Source organism: Cupriavidus sp. CP313, from assembly GCF_054072015.1.
On record NZ_JBSVZB010000028.1, the window covers coordinates 63,090 to 79,727 of the forward strand.

Here is a 16,638-nt window from a genome sequence, read left to right on the forward strand (position 1 = left end):
AGCCGCGCAGCAGGAAGCGCACAGCCGCGTCCGAAAACGCCTGGGGCAACTCCCAGTTTCGACAGGTGGACAGCAACCCCATCCGATCCCGACAACGGAAACGTTCTCCGCAGGGATCAGACAGGAGCGCGAAGCCCGCTGGCTCCCACTATGCAACTTCAGTGTCATCGTCTTCCGCGCCGACCCACTCGGCGTCAAGCTTTCGCATGTTATCCAGAATCTTGAGCAAGTAATGCAGCGCATGCGTCACATCGTCGGTTGAGAAGTCTGCCAAGAGTTGTTGGTAATACATACGGATCTTGGGTTGCGCAAGGACCAGCCACACGTGACGGCCCCGCTCGGTCATGGTCACGATTCGCGAGCGGCGGTCTTGCGCGTCTGGCGCAATGGAGACATGCCCATCGCGCTCCATCCGGCTGATCAGCCCGGACAAATTCTGTCGGGTCACCATCAGGTATCGAGCGAGATCACCGATGCTCATGCCGCCCTGTGCCTGCCTTCGCGACAGGGCGCCCAGAACCGCCCACTGCTGCGTGGTTAGCCCTTCCTCTTCCACGGCTCGGCTCCCCGTTTTGTGCAACATGTTTGCGCATTGATAGAGTCGGAAGAACAGCCTGTTGGCAAGCTCTATCTTCGGTGAATCGGTATTCTCAGGGTATTTCATAGCCAGACCTCATAAATTTTGGCTTGCCAACGGCAACGCTTGCACCTAGTATAGGTCAACATGTTTACTTATGTTGTGAGCGCTGAAGTGCACATTGACACGCAGAGCCATGACAAACAACTGGAGGCATCATGCAACGATTCGAAGGCAAGACAGTAGTGGTCACTGGCGGCGGCGGCGGTATCGGCGGGGCAACGTGCCGCCGCTTCGGCCGGGAAGGCGCGCGCGTCGCGGTATTTGACCTGAACCTCGATGCGGCTGAAAAGGTGGCCGCCTCCATCCGGGCCGACGGCGGGGTCGCCGAGGCCATCCCTTGCGACATTACGGACCGCGCCAGCGTGGAGGCCGCCGTCTCGGCGACCGAGTCCAAGCTGGGTCCGATCGACGTGCTGGTCAACAACGCGGGCTGGGATGTCTTCAAGCCCTTCACCAAGACGGAGCCGGCGCAGTGGGACAAGCTCATTGCCATCAACCTGACCGGCGCGCTGCACATGCACCACGCAGTACTGCCCGGCATGGCGGCGCGCAAGGCGGGGCGCATCGTCAATATCGCGTCCGACGCGGCGCGGGTCGGCTCCTCGGGCGAGGCAGTTTATGCAGCGTGCAAGGGCGGGCTGGTGTCCTTCTCCAAGACCATCGCGCGCGAGCACGCGCGGCACGGCATCACCGTGAATGTGGTCTGCCCCGGCCCGACCGACACCTCGCTGTTCGCTGAATACAAGGAAGGCGCCGGCAACCCGGAAAAACTGATGGAGGCCTTCACGCGTTCCATCCCGCTGGGCCGCATCGGCCAGCCGGACGACCTGCCTGGCGCCGTGCTGTTCTTCGCCAGCGACGACGCCGCCTATGTGACTGGCCAGGTCCTGAGCGTTTCAGGCGGCCTGACGATGAACGGTTGACACCACCAAACACCAAAGGAGCATGCAATGAATTTCGAAGACATTCTGTACGAGAACCGCAACGGCGTGGCCTGGATTACCATCAACCGGCCGGACAAGATGAACTCGTTTCGCGGCCAGACTTGCGACGAACTGATCAAGGCCCTGAACAAGGCTGGCTACGATAAAAGCGTTGGTGCCATCGTGCTGGCCGGCGCCGGCGACCGCGCCTTCTGCACCGGCGGCGACCAGTCGGCGCACGACGGCAACTACGATGGCCGCGGCACCATCGGCTTGCCGATGGAAGAACTGCACGACGCTATCCGCAACGTGCCCAAGCCCGTCATCGCGCGCGTACAGGGTTATGCCATCGGCGGTGGCAATGTGCTGTGCACGATCTGCGACCTGACTATCTGCTCGGAAAAGGCCATCTTCGGCCAGGTCGGCCCGAAGATGGGATCGGTGGATCCCGGCTATGGCACCGCGTTCCTGGCACGCGTCGTCGGCGAAAAGAAGGCCCGTGAGATCTGGTACATGTGCCGCCGCTATTCGGGTCAGGAAGCCGTGGCAATGGGGCTGGCCAACGCGTGCGTGCCGCACGACCAGCTCGACGCCGAAGTGCAGAAGTGGGGTGAAGAGCTTTGCGAACGCAGCCCGACCGCCCTCGCCATCGCCAAGCGTAGCTTCAACATGGACACGGCACACCAGAGCGGCATTGCGGGCATGGGCATGTACGCGCTGAAGCTGTACTACGACACCGAAGAGTCCCGCGAAGGCGTGGCGGCGCTCAAGGAAAAGCGCAAGCCCGAGTTCCGGAAGTACGCGAAGTAACAGCGGACACCGGTCGATCCCACCTCCCCTTATGCCAGGGGGCCACGCAGCGAACGTGCGCCCTCGGGCTCGCTCATCCAGGAGACAAGCAAATGAACCCCTATCTCAATGACGACCTCGTGACGCTCGGCGATCACGCCCGGCGCTTCGCCACCGATCGCATCGCGCCAGGCTATCAGGAGCGCGACCAGACCCGCGTGCTCGATCGCACCCTGATGCGCGAAATGGGCGAGATGGGCTTCATCGCCCCCGAGCTGCCGGAGCAGTATGGCGGCCAGGGCCTGGGTTGCCTTGCCGCGGGCGTGATCCACGAGGAGGTGGCACGGGCCGACCTGAGCCTGTCCTATATCAACCTGCTGGCCTCCCTGAACGGCCAGATCCTCTGGCACCATGGCAAGCCCGAAGTGGTGGGCCCCTGGCTGGCACGCCTCACCCGCGGCGAAGCACTGCTCGCGATCGCGCTGACCGAGCCGCGCGGCGGCTCGGATGCCGCCAACCTGCGCCTGCGCGTCGAGCGGGTCGGCGACGAGTACGTGATCAATGGCGAGAAGACCTCGATCTCGGCGGCCGACCAGGCAGACGCCGCAGTGGTCTTCGGCCGCACCGGCACGCCCGAATCGGCGGCGCACGGCGTCACGGCGCTGCTCGTCCCGATGAACCTCCCCGGGATCACTACCAATCGTTTCGACTGTCACGGACAGCGCGCGATCGGCCGCGGCTCGATCTTCTTTGAGAACGTGCGTGTCCCGGTGGATCACAGGCTCGGCGACGAGAACAAGGGCTTTGTCCAGGTGATGCAGGGTTTTGACTTCTCGCGCGCGCTGATCGGGCTGCAGGTCCTGGCCGTCGCTCGGGTGGCGCTCGAAGAGACCTGGGCCTATGTCGCCGAGCGTCAGGCGTTCGGCAAGCCGCTGTCTGCGTTCCAAGGGGTGTCGCACCCGCTGGCCGATTTCGATACCCAGGTCGAGGCAGCGCGCCTGCTGTGCCTGCAGGCCCTCTGGCTGAAAGACAACGGCGCTCCGCACAGCGCCGAGGCCGCCATGTGCAAGTGGTGGGCGCCAAAGCTGGCGTACGACGTCGTGCACCAATGCCTGCTCATGCATGGGCACGGTGGCTATGACCGTGGACCGATGGAACAGCGCCTGCGCGATGTGCTGGGCTTCCAGATCGGTGACGGCACCGCCCAGATCATGAAGACCATTATCGCCCGCACGCGTGCCGGCCGCAACGCAGTACCCGTCTGACTCGCACGCTTCCCATAACGACAAAGGAGACGCCATGGAATTCGACGCCGTGCTGCTGCCAACGCGCCGCGCAGAGAGCATCGCCAGGGGCTACTGGCATGACCGCACGATCAACGACGACCTGGACGCTTGCGTGGCTACCTGCCCGGACAAGCTCGCCCTGACGGCGCTGCGGTTCGAAACCGGCGAAGTGCGGCGCTTCACCTATCGCGAACTGGCGGTGCTGGCCGACCGGATCGCCGTGGGGCTGGCGCGCCTTGGTGTCGGGCGCAACGACGTGGTGGCAATGCAGTTGCCAAACTGGTGGCAGTTCAGCCTGCTGTACCTGGCCTGCTCACGCATCGGGGCGGTGCTCAATCCGCTCATGCATATCTTCCGCGAGCGCGAGCTGTCGTTCATGCTCAGGCACAGCGAGGCCAAGATCCTGATCGTGCCCCAGTCGTTCCGGGGCTTCGATCACGAGACCATGGCCCGTACGCTGCAAGCGGACCTGCCCTCCCTGCAGCGCATTGTCGTCGTCGACGGCGTGGGCCCCGATGCCTTCGACGCCCTGCTCACGACGCCGGAATGGGAGAACGATCCCGACGCCACCGCCATCCTGACCCGCGATCGGCCAGGTCCCGACGACATCACGCAACTGATCTACACCTCGGGCACCACCGGCGAGCCCAAGGGGGTGATGCACTCGGCCAACACCCTGATGGCCAACATCGTCGCCTATGCACAGCGCCTGCACCTGGGTCAGGACGACGTGATCCTGATGGCGTCACCGATGGCGCACCAGACCGGATTCATGTACGGCCTGATGATGCCGGTCATGCTTCGTGCCGGTGTGGTCCTGCAGGACATCTGGGAACCGAAGAAGGCCATTGACGTCATTCGTGCCGAGGGTGTCTCCTTCACCATGGCCTCGACGCCATTCCTGACGGACCTCACGAAGAATGTCGAGGAAAGCGGCAATGCCGTGCCGAGCCTGCGGTCCTTCCTTTGCGCCGGCGCCCCCATCCCCGGCACGCTAGTCGAGCAAGCGCGCCGGGTACTGGGCAGCAAGATCGTGTCGGCCTGGGGCATGACAGAGAACGGCGCCGTCACGCTGATCCACCTCGACGACGATGACCGGCTTGCCTTCACCACCGACGGCTGCCCGTTGCCTGGTGTGGAGCTAAAAATCATTGAAGCTGACGGCGAGCCGGCGCCTGCGGGGCAAGTGGGACGGCTGGTCGTGCGCGCCTGCTCCAACTTCGGCGGCTACCTGAAACGACCGCAATGGAATGGCACCGATCCCGAGGGATGGTTCGACACCGGTGACCTAGCCAGCATGGATGCCAACGGCTATATCCGCATCAGCGGACGCAGCAAGGACGTCATTATCCGCGGCGGCGAGAACATCCCCGTGTTCGAGATCGAAGCCTTGCTCTACAAGCACCCTGCGGTGGCACAGGTGGCCATCGTCGCCTACGCGGACACGCGCCTGGGTGAGCGCGCATGCGCGGTGGTCGTGCCCAAGCGAGGCCAGGGCCTCGAATTCGCCGAGATGGTCGATTTCCTCAAGGCCCAAAAGGTCGCTATCCAGTACATCCCCGAACGGCTAGTCGTGCGCGAAGCCATGCCCGCCACGCCGTCCGGGAAGATCCAGAAGTTCCGGCTGCGCGAGATGTTGCAAGACGGTACCCTTTGAAAGGCCCCTGACATGGAAGAGCAAGTTGTACTCGTCGAACGCACCGGCCGCGTCGGCATCATCACGCTAAACCGGCCCAGGCAGCTCAACGCCCTTAACGATGCCGTGATGGACCGGTTGGGCGAGGCGCTGCTGGACCTCGACGCCGACGATGGCCTTGGTGCGATCGTCATTACCGGCGGAGCCAAGGCCTTCGCCGCGGGTGCGGACATCGCCGCGATGGCGGACTGGTCCTATATGGATGTCTACCGCAGCGACTTCATCACACGCAACTGGGAAACCATCCGCCGCGTACGCAAGCCTGTCATCGCCGCGGTCGCGGGCGTGGCCATGGGCGGCGGCTGCGAGCTGGCGCTATCGTGCGACATCGTCATTGCCGCCGAAAGCGCCAGATTCGCGCTGCCGGAGATCCGGCTGGCCATGCTGCCCGGCGCCGGCGGCACGCAGCGACTGCCGCGCGCGATCGGCAAGGCCAAGGCGATGGACATGTGCCTGTCGGCGCGCCAGCTCGATGCCGGCGAGGCCGACCGTTACGGCCTGGTGTCACGCGTCGTCGCGGACGCGCGGCTGATGGAGGAAACCCTTGCCCTGGCCAACTCGATCGCCAGTTACTCGCTGCCCGCGCTGATGGCAATCAAGGAGTCGGTCAACCGGGCCTACGAATCCTCGCTGGGCGAGGGTATCTGGTTTGAGCGGCGTCATTTGCACGCGCGCTTTGCGAGCGAGGACGCGCACGAAGGCATGCATGCCTTCCTCGAAAAGCGCAAGCCGGTGTTTGGTCACCGCTGATTTCAGACGACGAGAGTTAGAGGGTATCCCCATGTCCATTGATAGCGAATCCTTTGAGCTCCTGCTCGCTTCCGTGCAGCGCTTCGTCCGCGAGCGGCTCATTCCCGCCGAAGATGTGGTGGAGCGGACTGATGACGTGCCCGACGACATCGTCGAGGACATGAAGGCGATGGGCCTGTTCGGGCTGTCGATTCCGGAGGAGTACGGGGGCATCGGATTGTCCATGAGCCAGGAATGTCGCGTCGCCTACGAGATCGGACACACGGCGCTGGCCTTCCGGTCGGTCTTTGGCACCAACGTCGGGATCGGCTCCCAAGGCATCCTGATGGACGGCACGGAGGAACAGAAGCGCGCCACCCTGCCGCGGGTGGCGAGCGGCGAGCTGATCATGTCCTTCGCCCTGACGGAGCCGGACGCCGGATCCGACTCGGCCGCGATCAAAACCCGTGGCGAGCGCGACGGCGACGACTACATCCTGAATGGCAGCAAGCGCTTCATTACCAACGCGCCACGTGCCGGGGCGTTTACCTTGATGGCGCGCACCGATGGCCCGGGTGCTGGCGGCATCTCGTCATTCATCGTGCCGGCCGACTTGCCCGGCTTGAGCCTGGGCAAGCCTGATAAGAAAATGGGACAGCGCGGCACCAAGACCTGCGACGTCATCCTCGAGAATGTGCGGGTGCCGGCGAGCAACATCATCGGCGGCAAACCGGGACAGGGCTTCAAGACGGCCATGAAGGTACTGGATCGCGGACGCCTCCATATTTCGGCCGTGGCCTGCGGCATGGCCCAGCGCATCCTGGACGAGGCGGTTCGCTATGCGCGCGAGCGCAAGCAGTTCGGTAAGCGCATCGGCGACTTCCAGCTTGTCCAGGCCATGCTCGCCGACAGCCAGGCTGAGCTCTATGCCGGCTGGAGCATGGTTCAGGACTGTGCCCTGCGCTATGACGCAAAGCCTGCGGGGCAAAGCGATCCGGAAGTGAGCATGCGTGCGTCGTGCTGCAAGCTTTTCTGCACCGAAATGGTTGGCCGGGTCGCGGATCGTGGCGTACAGGTGCACGGAGGCTCCGGCTACATCAACGAGTTTCCAGTGGAAAGGTTCTACCGGGATGTTCGCTTGCTACGCCTGTATGAGGGCACCACGCAGATCCAGCAACTGATCATCGGCCGCGCGCTGATGGATCGAGACTAAGCCGGTCAGATCATGGCAACCCAAGACATTCAAGTGGAGCTCGGGCCCCGCGAGGCCATGGAATACGACGTGGTCATCGTCGGCGGCGGCCCCGCCGGCCTGGCCACCGCCATCCGCCTGAAGCAACTCGCGCAGGAAAAAGGCGTCAACGTGTGCGTACTCGAAAAGGGCTCGGAGCCTGGCGCGCACATCCTGTCGGGCGCCATCATGGATCCGCGCGCCCTCAATGAACTGATCCCGAACTGGAAGGAACTGGACGCGCCGCTGAACCAGGCCGTCACCGAAGACAAGTTCCTGTTCCTGAACGAGACCGGCTCCAAGGGCACCCCACCCGCGCTGCTGCCCGAGTGCTTCCACAACGAAGGCAACTACATCATCAGCCTGTCGAACTTCGTGCGCTGGCTGGGCCAGCAGGCCGAGGCGCTGGGCGTTGAGATCTTCCCGGGCTTCCCGGCCGCCGAGGTGCTCTACAACGAAGACGGCTCGGTCAAGGGCGTGGCCACCGGCAATATGGGCATCAACAAGGAAGGCGAGCCCACCGAGAACTTCCAGCTGGGCATGGAGCTGCATGCCAAGTACACCATCTTCGCGGAAGGCGCGCGCGGCCACCTGGGCAAGCAGCTGATCGAGAAATTCAAGCTCGACACTGGCAAGGATCGGCAGAGCTACGGCATCGGCCTGAAGGAACTGTGGGAAATCGACCCGGCCAAGCACAAGCCCGGTCTGGTGGTGCACACCGCCGGCTGGCCGCTGGACCCTGCCACCTACGGCGGCTCGTTCCTGTACCACATGGAAGACAACAAGGTCGCGGTCGGCTTTGTGGTCGGCCTGGACTACACCAACCCGTGGCTGTCGCCGTTCGAGGAATTCCAGCGCTTCAAGACGCATCCGGAAATCCGCCAGTACTTCGAAGGCGGCAAGCGCCTGAGCTACGGCGCCCGTGCCATCACCGCCGGCGGCCTGCTGTCGCTGCCCAAGACCGTGTTCCCGGGCGGCGCCCTGGTTGGCTGCGACGCTGGCTACCTGAATGCCTCGCGCATCAAGGGCAGCCACGCCGCCATCAAGACCGGCATGATGGCCGCCGAGGCCGCCTATGACGCGCTGCAGGCCGGCCGCCAGCACGACGAGCTGGCCGCCTACCCGGCCGCGTTCGAGCAGAGCTGGCTGCACAAGGAACTGCTGCAGGCCAAGAACTTCAAGCAGTGGTTCAAGAAGGGCCGCACCACGGCCACGCTGATGACCGGCATCGAGCAATGGCTGCTGCCCAAGCTGGGCATCCGCAACCCGCCCTGGACCATCCATCGCGTGAAGCCGGACCATGTCTACCTGAAGCCGGCCGCCGAGTGCGAGAAGATCGTGTATCCGAAGCCGGACGGCAAGCTGACCTTCGACCGCCTCAGCTCGGTCTTCATCAGCAACACCAACCATGAGGAAAACCAGCCCGCCCACCTGACGCTGAAGGACGCGAGCGTGCCGGTCAATATCAACTGGGACAAGTACGCGGGCCCCGAAAGCCGCTACTGCCCGGCCGGTGTGTACGAGTTCGTGCAGAACGAGGAAGGCAAGGAGCGCCTGCAGATCAATGCGCAGAACTGCGTGCACTGCAAAACCTGCGATATCAAGGACCCGACGCAGAACATCGTGTGGGTCACGCCGGAAGGCGGCGGTGGTCCGAACTATGCCGCGATGTGATGTGCATACCGGCCCACAAAAACAGGAGACTCATATGCATACCACCGCCACGCGCCATTCCTTCCGCTGGGATGATCCGCTGTTACTGGACACTCAGCTCAGCGCCGATGAACGCGCTGTTCGTGACGCGGCTCACGCGTACTGCCAGGAGCAGCTACTGCCGCGCGTCCAGGAGGCATTCCGCCACGAGAAGACCGATGCCGGCATATTCCGCGAAATGGGAGCGCTGGGCCTGCTGGGCCCGACGATCCCTGAGGCATACGGCGGTGCGAACCTGAACTATGTCAGCTACGGCCTGATCGCCCGCGAAGTCGAACGCGTGGATTCCGGCTATCGGTCGATGATGAGTGTGCAATCTTCGCTGGTCATGGTGCCGATCCATGCCTTTGGCAACGAGGCCACCAAGCAGAAGTACCTGCCGAAGCTTGCCTCCGGCGAGTGGATCGGCTGCTTCGGGCTGACCGAGCCCAATCACGGCTCCGACCCCGGCAGCATGGTCACACGCGCGCGCAAAGTGCCCGGAGGCTACAGCCTCAGTGGCACCAAGACGTGGATCACCAACAGCCCGATTGCCGACGTGTTCGTCGTCTGGGCCAAGGACGAAGCCGATGCGATCCGCGGCTTCGTGCTGGAGAAGGGCGCGAAGGGCCTGTCGGCGCCCGCGATCCACGGCAAGGTCGGCCTGCGCGCCAGCATCACCGGCGAGATCGTGATGGACGAAGTCTTCTGTCCCGAGGAAAACGCCTTCCCGGAAGTGCGTGGCCTCAAGGGCCCGTTCACCTGCCTCAACAGCGCCCGCTATGGCATCGCGTGGGGAGCGCTTGGCGCCGCGGAGGATTGCTATCAGCGCGCGCGCCAGTACGTGCTTGATCGCCAACAGTTCGGTCGACCGCTCGCGGCCAATCAACTGATCCAGAAGAAGCTGGCAGACATGCTGACCGAGATCTCCCTGGGACTGCAAGGTTGTCTGCGGCTGGGTTGGATGAAAGACGAAGGTACGGCGGCAGTCGAGATCACCAGCATCATGAAACGCAACAGTTGCGGCAAGGCGCTGGAGATTGCCCGTACCGCGCGTGACATGATGGGGGGCAACGGTATCAGCGACGAGTTCGGCGTGGCACGGCATCTGGTCAATCTGGAGGTCGTCAATACCTATGAAGGTACACACGATATTCACGCACTGATACTGGGGCGGGCCATCACCGGCATTGCAGCATTCAGCTAAACAGACATTGGGGGGCACGGCCGCTGCCCCTGGGCACCTGACAGGAGAGCAACAATGAAAGTACTCGTCGCAGTCAAGCGGGTGGTGGACTACAACGTCAAGGTCCGCGTCAAGGCGGACGGCACCGGCGTGGATCTGGCCAACGTCAAGATGAGCATGAACCCCTTCGACGAAATCGCCGTCGAAGAGGCCGTGCGCCTGAAGGAAGCCGGTGTTGCCACCGAAGTCATCGCCGTCTCGTGCGGCGTGGCCCAGTGCCAGGAGACCCTGCGCACCGCCATGGCCATCGGTGCCGACCGCGGCATCCTGGTGGAGTCGAATGAAGACCTGCAGCCGCTGGCCGTGGCCAAGCTGCTCAAGGCACTGATCGACAAGGAACAACCGCAACTGGTGATCCTGGGCAAGCAGGCCATCGACGACGATTCGAACCAGACCGGCCAGATGGTGGCCGCACTGGCCGGCCTGCCGCAAGCTACCTTCGCTTCGAAGGTGGTGGTAGCCGACGAGGGTGGGCAAAAGCGGGCTTCGGTGACCCGTGAAGTGGACGGCGGCCTGGAAACGCTGTCGATCAAGCTGCCCGCCGTGGTAACGACTGACCTGCGCCTGAACGAGCCGCGCTACGTCACGCTGCCGAACATCATGAAGGCCAAGAAGAAGCCGCTCGATACCGTCAAGCCGGAAGACCTCGGCGTGGACGTCAAGCCGCGCCTGTCGACCCTGAAGGTGGTCGAGCCGCCCAAGCGCAGCGCGGGTGTGATGGTGCCGGACGTTGCGACGCTGGTGCAGAAGCTGAAGAGCGAAGCCAAAGTTATCTGAGCGCGGGGAGATAGAACATGACTGCACTCGTCATTGCTGAACACGACAATCAATCCATCAAGGCGGCCACGCTGAACACCGTGACGGCTGCTGCCCAGTGCGGCGGCGACGTCCACGTGCTAGTGGCCGGTTCGAACGCGGCAGCTGCCGCTGCTGCCGCCGCGAAGATCGCCGGCGTGAGCAAGGTCCTGCTGGCTGACGCCGCCTACTTCGGCGACGGCCTGGCGGAGAACGTGGCCGAGCAGGCGCTGGCGCTGGTGACCAATGCGGCCAACGACTACAGCCACATCCTGGCCCCGGCCACCCCATACGGCAAGAACATCCTGCCGCGCGTGGCCGCCAAGCTGGACGTGGCCCAGATCTCGGAAATCTCCAAGGTCGACGCCCCGGATACCTTCGAGCGCCCGATCTACGCCGGCAACGCCATTGCCACCGTGAAGTCGGCCGACAAGATCAAGGTCATCACCGTGCGCGGCACGGCGTTCGATGCCGCCGCTGCCGAAGGCGGCTCGGCTGCTGTCGAGAACCTGCCGGCCGTGGCCGACCAGGGCATCTCGCAATTCGTTTCGCGCGAAGTGGCCAAGAGCGACCGTCCGGAACTGACCGCTGCCAAGATCATCGTCTCGGGTGGCCGTGGCGTGGGTTCGGGCGAGAACTACACCAAGGTGCTGACGCCGCTGGCCGACAAGCTGGGCGCCGCGCTGGGTGCGTCGCGCGCTGCCGTGGACGCCGGCTTCGTGCCGAACGACTACCAGGTCGGTCAGACCGGCAAGATCGTCGCGCCGCAGCTGTACATCGCTGTCGGTATCTCCGGCGCGATCCAGCACCTGGCCGGCATGAAGGACTCCAAGGTAATCGTCGCGATCAACAAGGATGCCGAAGCCCCGATCTTCTCCGTGGCCGACTACGGCCTGGTGGGCGACCTGAACACCGTGGTGCCGGAGCTGGTGGAGGCGCTGGGCTGAGGAAAGCGTGCCATACCGAGATCATCGATTCCGGGCGGTACCGCCCTGCACCAGCGCGGCGCCTGCTGCTCCCCATGAAACCACCACAGGCAAGCCATTCACATCTCGAGCGGTGCTTTAAAGCCGGAGCACAAGCTGGCCGGGTGAGCCGAACATCCCGACCATGGAGGAAGCTGGCTTCCCGGGCTTTGTAATGAGCTCGTGGCAGGCACCCCGCAGGCGATCATTGATCGCATGGCCAAGGAGATTGCCACGGCCACGCGCAGCTCCGACGTCGCGAAGAAGCTGACGGAGCTCGGCTTCGTGCCGGTAGGAGGAACGTCAAGGCGGGCAAGATCACCCTTGATTGAGGGCGCCCGCAGGGCGTTCGCCTGACACTGCCCTGCCAAGGCATCAGCCCGTCGGTCGATAAACCGAGCAATTGCCGGGGGTCAGTGGCGACCAATGAGATGTGCGATCAGTTCACTGGCGGTTCCAACGCCGTACTTGCGCATTAGGCGAGCACGATGCGCCTCGACGGTACGGAAGCTGATATTGAGATCGCGAGCGATCTGCTTGCTGCTCTTCCCCGCTACCAGGAACTGCGCAACTTCTCGCTCCCTCAAGGTCAGGTCCTTTGTGACCCGGCGGGCCGACGAATTGTCCTCGAAAGACCATATCGCCACCGCGAAAGGGTCATGGCGATCCGTGGTAGACCTGACGCAGACCCTGAGCCCGGAGTTTCCGACCATTTAGCACCCGCCCGAGCTGGGCCAGACCTGGCCCTTCCGGCAAGAGACCATCTCCCGCTATGACTACCGCGGCCCGAGCTGGTACTGGAACAACTTTTCATGCGGCGAGCATACCGGCACCCATTTCGACACGCCCGTCCATTAGCAAAGGACCGGCCGGACAATACGACCGATACGATTTCAGTCGATAAATTCTTCCCCACCGCCTGCGTCTTCGACTGCCCCCGGGAGGCCGCAGAGGACCGGGATTTCCTGCTCACTGTCGACGTCGTCAAGGCATGGGAAGCCCGGCATGGGCGAATCCCGCCCCGCTCCTGGGTGCTGATGCGTACCGACTGGTCAAAGCGCGCCAGCGCCGACGCGTACCTGAATGCGCGCGAAGACGGCATGCACACGCTGGGTCCCGATCAGAAAGTTGTCCAGTGGATGATCGAAGAGCGCGACGTCCATGGATTTGGCGTCGAGGCAATCGGCACCGATGCCGGCCAGGCCTATGGCTGGGAGCTGCCTTTCCCGTGCCATTACCTGATGCATGGCAACAACCGCTATGGGCTTCAATGCCTGACCAACCTGGACCAGCTTCCCCCGCAAGGCTCGGTGATGGTCGCTGCCCCGCTGAAGATCAAGGATGACTCCGGCAGCCCGCTACGCGTGCCCGCCTCGAGTCCGGGCTGATAGCCATCGATCGATTACGCCGTTGGCAAGCATATCGGCCCGTGGACGGTCGGCTTGAGTGGCTATTATCTGAAGCAGGTCACCGACGACAAGTTAGCGCCGTGGTACCGGAATTGCCCGGCGTCTGGAGCCGGGGCCGACGTGGCGAGGTACTTGCAATCGGCGCGAGTGTGTCTGATACGAGTGCTAGGGGAACCAGCTTCTTCCCCCAATGGCAGCACGAGGCGTATGCAAAGGACCGGTTTGGCGGCGACAAGCTATGGTTCAAGGTGGTCACGGCCTTCTCATGGAATGGGCCCGTGCTCGGCGTGCGCCGGCCACAATGGGGCGCGAGCTGTGCCCGCATCGCCGTCAGAGCCGGCCCCTGTGGCGCTGCGACGAGACACCAGGAGGTGAAGCATGGCTTCCATTAGCCTCGTGTTCCCTGATTCCCGGCAACTCCGGGTGCGCGATGTCACGCTTTGCACGAGCGACGATTTCCAGACCCAGCGGGACAAGCTCGCGCGCATCATGCTGGACGCGATGTACCAGTTCGTGGGCCTGCTGGATGTGCACGGCACGATGCTCGAGATCAACCGTGCCGCGCTCGAGGCGATTGGCATTCGGATGGACGACATTCGGGGGAAGCCGTTCTGGGAGGCCCGCTGGTGGGTGGTCTCGCCGGAGACCCAGGCGTTGCTGCGGGAACTGATCCAGCGTGCAAGCCAGGGCGAATTTGTCCGTTGTGACTTCGAAAACTACGGCCAAGCCGAGGGCGAGGAGAAGATCATTGTCGACTTCTCCCTCCTGCCGATCAGGGATTCGAACGGGAACGTCGTATTCCTGCTCCCGGAAGGCCGCAATATCACGGAGAAGAAGCGCGCCGAGGCCGCGCTAGCGCTGAAGAACGAAGAACTGCAGGCAAGCTGGGAATTGATCCGCCGCCAGCGCGACGAGCTCCAGAGCCTCTATGACAGGATTCTGGCCGAGCAGAAATTGTCGGAGCGGCTGCTGCTCAATCTGCTGCCCTACCCGATCGCTGAACGGCTGAAAGCGCGTCCGGACCTGATCGCGAGCGGCGTTCCGGAACTCATCGCCGACAGCTTTCCAGAAGTGACGGTCCTGTTCGCTGACATTGTGGCCTTCACACGGTTTTCAGCAGGCATGAGTCCCGAGCAGCTGGTTGCCATTCTCAATGAGATCTTCACCGAATTCGACACCATTGCCGAAGTTCGCGGCCTCGAGAAGATCAAGACCATCGGCGACGCCTACATGGCAGCAGCGGGGCTACCGGAGCCGGCGCCTGATCACGCGGTGCGGGCAGCGCATATGGCGTTGGACATGAGCGACGCGCTCATGCACTTCAACCAGCACACGGGCTTCAACCTGCAGATGCGCATTGGCATCAATAGCGGGGCAGTGGTCGCCGGCGTCATCGGCAAGCGCAAGTTCATCTACGACTTGTGGGGAGCGGCGGTCAACATCGCCAGCCGGATGGAATCCCACGGCGTGGCCGGACGGGTGCAGGTCACCGACGCAACCAGGCGCCTGCTGGGTGAGTCGTTCCAGTTCGAAGAGCGCGGCTCAATCGAGGCAAAGGGGATAGGCGCGCTGCACACTTGGTTCCTGACAGGCCGAAACGATGCAGTATTTGCATAGTGTTTGCCGACTACTGTTTGTACATCGACATCCCCGTTACGGCGGACACGATGCCTGATGAACGGCACCGCATCCGAAGCCGCCCCAAGAAGGTGAGGTTTGTTGTGTTGATGCCCCTAAGGTGAGATGTATTGTGCGTGACCTGTCCATATGTCTTATCTCCCAAGCTGGACAAAGGCTGGAAGGAAACAGCTGGCAGGGATCGGTGAGGTAGGTTGTGCGCCAGGTGAGGTTGATTGTGCGCGTTGACCAGTAGCGCCGGGACACAACCTCAACATGGGGTTGGCGGCGCGCCATGCTGCCGGGGGGGCCACCGCCAGCATTGACGCTCACGCAGGCCGGCGCCCAGTTCCGCAGCGCGCACCTTGGGCGGCGCAGTGACTTCGGCGCGCGGACCGCGCGGCGCGACGAGTCCCGCCCACTGCCCGGCGCTGGCCACACAGGCCAAGGCACAACTGCAGAAGATCACCTACGCCACGCCCGGCATCGGCACGCTGTTGCACCTGATAGGCGTTGTGCTCGACAAGAACAGCAGCGTGCCGCTGCAGCACGTGCCGTACAAGGGCGCCGGGTCGGCCATCAATGATCTGCTCGGTGGTCAGGTTGATGTGCTGATCACGTCTACGTCTACCGTGGCTGGCTTCATCCAGTCGGGCCGCATGCGTGCGCTGGCAGTGACCAGCTTGCGACGGCTCGGCGCGTTCGCCAAGACAACGCGCCATGCGGTCAAGCACGGAGGTTACTCCGCGATCGCGATAATCTGGTTTAGCTGCTCGCAAGCGGCAGCAAAAACCTCCAAGGGCGCTTGCTTCCAGGGGTGAGCCTTTGCGTTTCGGGCTCGCCAGTCAAACGACTTGGGTTGATGGGCCAGAACGTAGCTGTCCTTTCCCTTCGGTCCCTGAAACTTGATCGCAAACGGATTGGTCTCGTTGTAGGCTGCCGTAGTCATCGGCAAGCCAATCACAATACTAGTCCTTTCATTAAACGGCCGCGGTGAAAGAACCAGCATCGGATGCATATCCTTCATCTCGCGGCCGGCTTGCGGATTGCAGTCGATCCAAATAATGTCGCGTCGTTCAGGCGCCCATAGCTTGCCCGCCATTACATGGCCTCCGCGCCGACACGCTGCGTGGCCATAGCTTCGCCGCCGTGCTTGATGGGGTCAAACAGAGCAAGCTTTTCCGCGAGAGTGAGGGCACGACGACCAACTGGTCGAACAGTTACGCCAATCTCATCGACGGATACCTCCACTTCCTGGCCCTCGGCGAAATGTGCAGAACGAGCCACCGCAGTGGGGATTCGAACCGCCAAGCTGTTGCCCCACTTTTGAATCGTCAGGGTTGCGCTTTTTCGCATAATAGATGCCTCCAAACAATGTTGTTACAAGTATAAACATAAGAGATCCATGTTTCAACGCGTATCTACATCGCTCCCTCGAGCGTTGCTCGCCATCGCTGCCAACAAATGAAATTTCCCCGCGTGACGACTGACGGCGCAGCGGCGCTGCGCAGCCGAACGCGCGAAGGAGTCTGCGGGCAGAAGCCTGCGTATCTGCTTGGCGCCGCGCCGGGCTCCGGCTACCGCACCGGCGCCATGCCGCAGCCCCGCTAGCGCCAGCTT

17 protein-coding genes and 3 pseudogenes are annotated in these 16,638 nt (G+C 63.3%); 16 read left to right on the forward strand and 4 right to left on the reverse strand.

The genetic code is table 11. The features are described 5' to 3' along the window. Positions 1 to 148: 148 nt before the first annotated feature. Positions 149 to 664, reverse strand: a complete 516-nt coding sequence (locus ACW4E8_RS30395; RefSeq protein ID WP_456807906.1) for a MarR family winged helix-turn-helix transcriptional regulator — start codon at positions 662 to 664, stop codon at positions 149 to 151. Positions 665 to 795: 131 nt separating this feature from the next. On the opposite strand from ACW4E8_RS30395, the gene badH reads away from it, so the two are divergent. From badH to ACW4E8_RS30450, 11 genes and pseudogenes are all read left to right on the forward strand, one after another. Continuing rightward, positions 796 to 1,563, forward strand: coding sequence for a 2-hydroxycyclohexanecarboxyl-CoA dehydrogenase (badH, locus tag ACW4E8_RS30400; protein ID WP_456807907.1), 768 nt, complete (start codon positions 796 to 798; stop codon positions 1,561 to 1,563). A gap of 27 nt (positions 1,564 to 1,590) precedes the next feature. After that, positions 1,591 to 2,373 carry a 2-ketocyclohexanecarboxyl-CoA hydrolase gene (gene badI, locus ACW4E8_RS30405; protein WP_456807908.1) on the forward strand — a complete coding sequence of 261 codons (783 nt, stop codon included), beginning with the start codon at positions 1,591 to 1,593 and terminating at the stop codon, positions 2,371 to 2,373. Positions 2,374 to 2,465: 92 nt separating this feature from the next. Further along, positions 2,466 to 3,617, forward strand: a complete 1,152-nt coding sequence (gene aliB / locus ACW4E8_RS30410; protein WP_456807909.1) for a cyclohexanecarboxyl-CoA dehydrogenase — start codon at positions 2,466 to 2,468, stop codon at positions 3,615 to 3,617. A gap of 34 nt (positions 3,618 to 3,651) precedes the next feature. Further along, on the forward strand, positions 3,652 to 5,295 hold the full coding sequence (gene aliA, locus ACW4E8_RS30415) for a cyclohexanecarboxylate-CoA ligase (RefSeq protein WP_456807910.1): 1,644 nt from the start codon (positions 3,652 to 3,654) through the stop codon (positions 5,293 to 5,295). Positions 5,296 to 5,307: 12 nt separating this feature from the next. Beyond that, a complete protein-coding gene (locus ACW4E8_RS30420) occupies positions 5,308 to 6,084 on the forward strand; it encodes an enoyl-CoA hydratase (RefSeq protein WP_456807911.1) in 777 nt (258 codons plus the stop codon). A gap of 31 nt (positions 6,085 to 6,115) precedes the next feature. Continuing rightward, complete coding sequence (locus ACW4E8_RS30425; RefSeq protein WP_456807912.1) at positions 6,116 to 7,276, forward strand: acyl-CoA dehydrogenase family protein; 1,161 nt, start codon at positions 6,116 to 6,118, stop codon at positions 7,274 to 7,276. A 12-nt stretch (positions 7,277 to 7,288) separates the two neighbouring features. Beyond that, a complete protein-coding gene (locus ACW4E8_RS30430) occupies positions 7,289 to 8,968 on the forward strand; it encodes an electron transfer flavoprotein-ubiquinone oxidoreductase (protein WP_456807913.1) in 1,680 nt (559 codons plus the stop codon). Positions 8,969 to 9,002: 34 nt separating this feature from the next. Beyond that, entirely contained in the window at positions 9,003 to 10,193 is a 1,191-nt protein-coding gene (locus ACW4E8_RS30435) for an acyl-CoA dehydrogenase (protein ID WP_456807914.1), read from the forward strand. Positions 10,194 to 10,247: 54 nt separating this feature from the next. Then, a complete protein-coding gene (locus ACW4E8_RS30440; protein ID WP_456807915.1) occupies positions 10,248 to 11,009 on the forward strand; it encodes an electron transfer flavoprotein subunit beta/FixA family protein in 762 nt (253 codons plus the stop codon). A gap of 17 nt (positions 11,010 to 11,026) precedes the next feature. After that, on the forward strand, positions 11,027 to 11,974 hold the full coding sequence (locus ACW4E8_RS30445; RefSeq protein ID WP_456807916.1) for an electron transfer flavoprotein subunit alpha/FixB family protein: 948 nt from the start codon (positions 11,027 to 11,029) through the stop codon (positions 11,972 to 11,974). 136 nt (positions 11,975 to 12,110) lie between these two features. Next, positions 12,111 to 12,349, forward strand: a pseudogene (locus ACW4E8_RS30450) (tripartite tricarboxylate transporter substrate binding protein); the annotation flags it as partial. 56 nt (positions 12,350 to 12,405) lie between these two features. Here ACW4E8_RS30450 and ACW4E8_RS30455 read toward each other — a convergent pair. After that, entirely contained in the window at positions 12,406 to 12,705 is a 300-nt protein-coding gene (locus ACW4E8_RS30455; RefSeq protein WP_456807917.1) for a LuxR C-terminal-related transcriptional regulator, read from the reverse strand. On the opposite strand from ACW4E8_RS30455, the pseudogene ACW4E8_RS30460 reads away from it, so the two are divergent. From ACW4E8_RS30460 to ACW4E8_RS30475, 4 genes and pseudogenes are all read left to right on the forward strand, one after another. Then, a pseudogene (locus ACW4E8_RS30460) lies at positions 12,614 to 13,380 on the forward strand (cyclase family protein). The gene ACW4E8_RS30455 and the pseudogene ACW4E8_RS30460 sit on opposite strands and share 92 nt — an antisense overlap. A 33-nt stretch (positions 13,381 to 13,413) precedes the next feature. Beyond that, positions 13,414 to 13,776 (forward strand): hypothetical protein, encoded by a 363-nt coding sequence (locus ACW4E8_RS30465; protein WP_456807955.1) that lies wholly within the window; start codon positions 13,414 to 13,416, stop codon positions 13,774 to 13,776. A gap of 3 nt (positions 13,777 to 13,779) precedes the next feature. Beyond that, on the forward strand, positions 13,780 to 15,018 hold the full coding sequence (locus ACW4E8_RS30470; protein ID WP_456807918.1) for an adenylate/guanylate cyclase domain-containing protein: 1,239 nt from the start codon (positions 13,780 to 13,782) through the stop codon (positions 15,016 to 15,018). A gap of 431 nt (positions 15,019 to 15,449) precedes the next feature. Beyond that, positions 15,450 to 15,728: pseudogene (locus ACW4E8_RS30475) on the forward strand (tripartite tricarboxylate transporter substrate-binding protein); the annotation flags it as partial. Between the two features lie 29 nt (positions 15,729 to 15,757). On the opposite strand, the gene ACW4E8_RS30480 reads toward ACW4E8_RS30475, so the two are convergent. Then, a complete protein-coding gene (locus ACW4E8_RS30480) occupies positions 15,758 to 16,120 on the reverse strand; it encodes a type II toxin-antitoxin system PemK/MazF family toxin (RefSeq protein WP_456807919.1) in 363 nt (120 codons plus the stop codon). Beyond that, entirely contained in the window at positions 16,120 to 16,374 is a 255-nt protein-coding gene (locus tag ACW4E8_RS30485) for an AbrB/MazE/SpoVT family DNA-binding domain-containing protein (RefSeq protein ID WP_011154292.1), read from the reverse strand. Before ACW4E8_RS30485 ends, ACW4E8_RS30480 begins: the two co-directional genes overlap by 1 nt. A 108-nt stretch (positions 16,375 to 16,482) precedes the next feature. On the opposite strand from ACW4E8_RS30485, the gene ACW4E8_RS30490 reads away from it, so the two are divergent. Next, entirely contained in the window at positions 16,483 to 16,629 is a 147-nt protein-coding gene (locus tag ACW4E8_RS30490; protein WP_456807920.1) for a hypothetical protein, read from the forward strand. Positions 16,630 to 16,638 lie beyond the last annotated feature (9 nt).

Excerpts from the sequence above, each read along its gene's own strand:
- ACW4E8_RS30420 (WP_456807911.1), top strand. The coding sequence starts at position 5,308 with ATGGAAGAGCAAGTTGTACTCGTCGAACGCACCGGCCGCGTCGGCATC.
- ACW4E8_RS30480 (WP_456807919.1), bottom strand. The coding sequence starts at position 16,120 with ATGGCGGGCAAGCTATGGGCGCCTGAACGACGCGACATTATTTGGATC.
- ACW4E8_RS30395 (WP_456807906.1), bottom strand. The coding sequence starts at position 664 with ATGAAATACCCTGAGAATACCGATTCACCGAAGATAGAGCTTGCCAAC.
- badI (WP_456807908.1), top strand. The coding sequence starts at position 1,591 with ATGAATTTCGAAGACATTCTGTACGAGAACCGCAACGGCGTGGCCTGG.
- ACW4E8_RS30435 (WP_456807914.1), top strand. The coding sequence starts at position 9,003 with ATGCATACCACCGCCACGCGCCATTCCTTCCGCTGGGATGATCCGCTG.
- ACW4E8_RS30455 (WP_456807917.1), bottom strand. The coding sequence starts at position 12,705 with ATGGTCGGAAACTCCGGGCTCAGGGTCTGCGTCAGGTCTACCACGGAT.
- badH (WP_456807907.1), top strand. The coding sequence starts at position 796 with ATGCAACGATTCGAAGGCAAGACAGTAGTGGTCACTGGCGGCGGCGGC.
- ACW4E8_RS30485 (WP_011154292.1), bottom strand. The coding sequence starts at position 16,374 with ATGCGAAAAAGCGCAACCCTGACGATTCAAAAGTGGGGCAACAGCTTG.
- ACW4E8_RS30445 (WP_456807916.1), top strand. The coding sequence starts at position 11,027 with ATGACTGCACTCGTCATTGCTGAACACGACAATCAATCCATCAAGGCG.
- aliA (WP_456807910.1), top strand. The coding sequence starts at position 3,652 with ATGGAATTCGACGCCGTGCTGCTGCCAACGCGCCGCGCAGAGAGCATC.
- ACW4E8_RS30425 (WP_456807912.1), top strand. The coding sequence starts at position 6,116 with ATGTCCATTGATAGCGAATCCTTTGAGCTCCTGCTCGCTTCCGTGCAG.
- ACW4E8_RS30490 (WP_456807920.1), top strand. The coding sequence starts at position 16,483 with ATGAAATTTCCCCGCGTGACGACTGACGGCGCAGCGGCGCTGCGCAGC.
- ACW4E8_RS30430 (WP_456807913.1), top strand. The coding sequence starts at position 7,289 with ATGGCAACCCAAGACATTCAAGTGGAGCTCGGGCCCCGCGAGGCCATG.
- ACW4E8_RS30470 (WP_456807918.1), top strand. The coding sequence starts at position 13,780 with ATGGCTTCCATTAGCCTCGTGTTCCCTGATTCCCGGCAACTCCGGGTG.
- aliB (WP_456807909.1), top strand. The coding sequence starts at position 2,466 with ATGAACCCCTATCTCAATGACGACCTCGTGACGCTCGGCGATCACGCC.
- ACW4E8_RS30440 (WP_456807915.1), top strand. The coding sequence starts at position 10,248 with ATGAAAGTACTCGTCGCAGTCAAGCGGGTGGTGGACTACAACGTCAAG.